Source organism: Enterobacter sp. CM29 (assembly GCF_013179605.1).
Lineage (GTDB): Bacteria > Pseudomonadota > Gammaproteobacteria > Enterobacterales > Enterobacteriaceae > Enterobacter > Enterobacter intestinihominis.
In genome coordinates, this window is record NZ_JABMCU010000301.1 from 1 (window position 1) to 2,948 (window position 2,948).

4 protein-coding genes are annotated in these 2,948 nt (G+C 49.0%); 1 reads left to right on the top strand and 3 read right to left on the bottom strand.

Going from position 1 to position 2,948, the window contains the following annotated elements:
- Positions 1 to 1,261: alkyl/aryl-sulfatase (locus HP459_RS22185; protein WP_171936852.1), on the bottom strand; the 1,261-nt coding region annotated here is incomplete at its 3' end.
- Between the two features lie 171 nt (positions 1,262 to 1,432).
- On the opposite strand from HP459_RS22185, the gene HP459_RS22190 reads away from it, so the two are divergent.
- Positions 1,433 to 1,831: a hypothetical protein gene (locus HP459_RS22190; RefSeq protein WP_022649275.1), complete on the top strand. Its 399-nt coding sequence runs from the start codon at positions 1,433 to 1,435 to the stop codon at positions 1,829 to 1,831.
- A gap of 58 nt (positions 1,832 to 1,889) precedes the next feature.
- On the opposite strand, the gene HP459_RS22195 is transcribed toward HP459_RS22190, so the two are convergent.
- Both HP459_RS22195 and HP459_RS22200 read right to left on the bottom strand, forming a co-directional pair.
- Positions 1,890 to 2,501 carry an outer membrane beta-barrel protein gene (locus HP459_RS22195; protein WP_022649276.1) on the bottom strand — a complete coding sequence of 204 codons (612 nt, stop codon included), beginning with the start codon at positions 2,499 to 2,501 and terminating at the stop codon, positions 1,890 to 1,892.
- A 100-nt stretch (positions 2,502 to 2,601) separates the two neighbouring features.
- Positions 2,602 to 2,948 (bottom strand): helix-turn-helix domain-containing protein (locus HP459_RS22200; protein WP_171936853.1); only part of this gene is annotated, 347 nt, incomplete at its 5' end.

Consider the following 2,948-nt stretch of genomic DNA (forward strand, 5'->3'; position numbering starts at 1 on the left):
CGTTGTTGCTTACCGAGCCGTAATAGCCACGGCCTGCCCAGGATTTAGCCAGCCCGTAGGGCAGGGCGAAATTTGCGGCTATTTCATCCCTCGTCAGCCCCTTATTCGCCAGTCTGAGCGTCTGGTCGTTGATATAGCGGTAGATATCACGCTGGCTTTTCATCAACTTCACCACTTTTTTGTTACCCCACGTGGGCCAGTGGTGCTGCGCGATAATGATTTCCGCTTTATCACCCCAACGATCGATGGCGTTATTGATGTACTTTGACCATGCCAGCGGATCGTGTATTTTCGCCCCGCGCAGCGAGTAGGTATTGTGCAGGGTGTGAGTGACGTTCTCTGCTGCTTCGATCAGCTTTTTCTCTTCCACATACCAGAGCATTTCAGACGGTGCTTCCGATTCCGGCGTCAGCATAAAGTCATAGGTGAGACCGTCAATGACCTCTTTCTGCTCCTCTTCGGTAATAGAGTGAGTGGGCGCGATGAGCGTGACCGTTCCGGCTGAGGTGGTAGTCCCCAGACCTGCCCCCACCTGCCCCTTCACACCGGGTTTCAGCAGGTTTCCGTGGATATAGCTGGCACGGCGGCTCATGGCGTTTCCGGCCATGATATTTTCCGATACCGCCTCTTCCATAAAACCGGCTGGCGCATAGACTTTCACTTTGCCGGACATTACCCCGGCTTCATCAATTACGCCACGCACGCCGCCATAATGATCGACGTGGCTATGGGTATAAATAACGGCAACAACCGGACGTTTGCCGCGATGCTTAACGTAAAGATCCATGCCCGCTTTAGCCGTTTCCGCAGACACCAGCGGATCGATAACCGTGATCCCCTCTTTGCCCTCTATGATTGTCATATTCGACAGATCGAGGTTGCGGATCTGGTAGACGCCTTCCGTGACTTCAAACAGACCGCCGATATTATTCAGCTGCGCCTGACGCCACAGGCTCGGGTTGACGGTATCCGGCGCTTTTTGCCCTTCTTTGATAAAAGCGTATTTCTGGGGATTCCAGATAACGGCGCCTTTTTCACCTTTAATCACCGCAGGTGGCAGCGGGGCAATAAAGCCTTTATGCGCATTTCGGAAATCGGTTTTATCAAAGAAGGGCAGTTGACCATAAAGTGCATCATTCATTTGTTTCGTATGGGCAGTGGCTTCCTTCACCTCCTTTTGTGCCAGGACAGGCAATGAGATCAACGAGGCCAATAGCAGACCAGCAACGGCCATCGCACTAACGAGAGTTTTAAATTTCATACATCCTCGAGGCGTCATATTCACGCTGGCGGTACATGGGGGGAAAGGAGGCTATCACCGGGCTTTTCTTTTACCTATGGAAATAACGTTTATAAATAAATAAGTTTATTCTTTCGTCGCTGCGGCCTTCAGGGATAATGCTGAGTCCAATTATTTCCCCGGAGTGATTCGATGAAGAGCCTGCCGTTCTTTTTCGCTATATTAAGTCTGAGCACATTAACAGCATGTAGCTCTCCACCACCAGACAACGTTGAAAAGATTAATCATCTGCAAATTCCGCTGGTATTACCGGGGGAAAAACCGCCGCAGGCACAGATATCTCATATCGCGTCTCTTTATCAGGAAAATAAACAGCAGATCGATAACTTAACGCGCAGCGTAAAATCACAGTATCTTCAGGACACTACCGCAAAAGAAATTTTTGTTGCGGACAGCGCTGTTCAACGCGTTTACGCCTCGCTGACCAAACTGGAACAGTTAGATATGGTTAATCAGCAATACCTGAAAGACAATAATGTCACGGGCCTGCAAAATATTCATATTATGCTTGAACCGTTATTCGCCAGCTGATAACAAAAAACCCGGCAACATAGCAGCCGGGTTTTTCTTAATCGCCATATCACATGCATCAGTCGTACTGACCAAAGCGATAGCTAAGCCCTGCGGTGACGGAACTCAGGTCGCTGCTCACACCGATCTGGTTTGCATTACCCACATTGCTTACCCACTGATATTCCAGGCGGCCAGCCCAGTTTTTATTGAAGGCGTATTCAGTACCCACAGCTGCAAGCGGGCGCACACCGGTTTCAAAACGATTGTGACCACTTACATCGGATTCAGCGCGATAGCCCATCGCACCGGCACGGCCGTAGATATCCCAGTCATTGGTCAAGGCATAGCTGGCCTTCAGGGACATTTGCAGACCCTGCGTCTTCATTTGCGCCCCTGCGCCATGCTGACCCTTGATCTGCATGTTGCCTAAATAATCATAACCGCCTTCTACCGCAAGCCATGGGGTAATCTGGTAACCCGTATAAACACCCCCACCGACATTATCATGGTCAAAATCGAAGTGGTCGGAATTATTGTTATCAAACGCTTTTGAACCCATATTGGTATCAAAATAGTGTGACCAGCCGAATTTCGCTCCGCCATACCAGGTGCCCGCATCAGCGGCGGCGAACGCGGAAGTGGCGGTAAACGCATTAACCATAATCAAAGCGAGAACTGTCTTTTTCATAAATATACCGTTTACTTAATAAAGATAAAACTTAGAAAGCAAACGATATAGAAAATTAACAGCCTCGTTAATTCCATTTCTGTTTAATTTTAAACTTCCCCTAGAATGATTCAGGTAAGTGTCTGACTTCAAGCAAATACCCACCGCGCTTAAAGGAGATATATTCTCCCTGTTTAAGGGCGGATAATACATTGAGTATACTACTGCGAGAAAGCAGCGTACGATCCTGAATATATTCCAGTATCGTGGTACGCAAACGCGTCTCCTCCGGGAGCAAAATCATTTCCTGAAGGTGGTTACGAATAACGGAATAGGTACGCTGCTGGAGTACCTGCGCATCACGGAATATCAAATAGGCCGTATGGTATGAGAGCAGCGCTGCGACATCCTCCCAGACGCCCTCGGCACGGAATAACTCGGCCGCCTTGTCCGCATCGAGACGTAAAA

Bases quoted from the DNA above. Each gene is read 5' to 3' on its own strand.
- HP459_RS22190 (WP_022649275.1), top strand. From the start codon at position 1,433: ATGAAGAGCCTGCCGTTCTTTTTCGCTATATTAAGTCTGAGCACATTA.
- HP459_RS22195 (WP_022649276.1), bottom strand. From the start codon at position 2,501: ATGAAAAAGACAGTTCTCGCTTTGATTATGGTTAATGCGTTTACCGCC.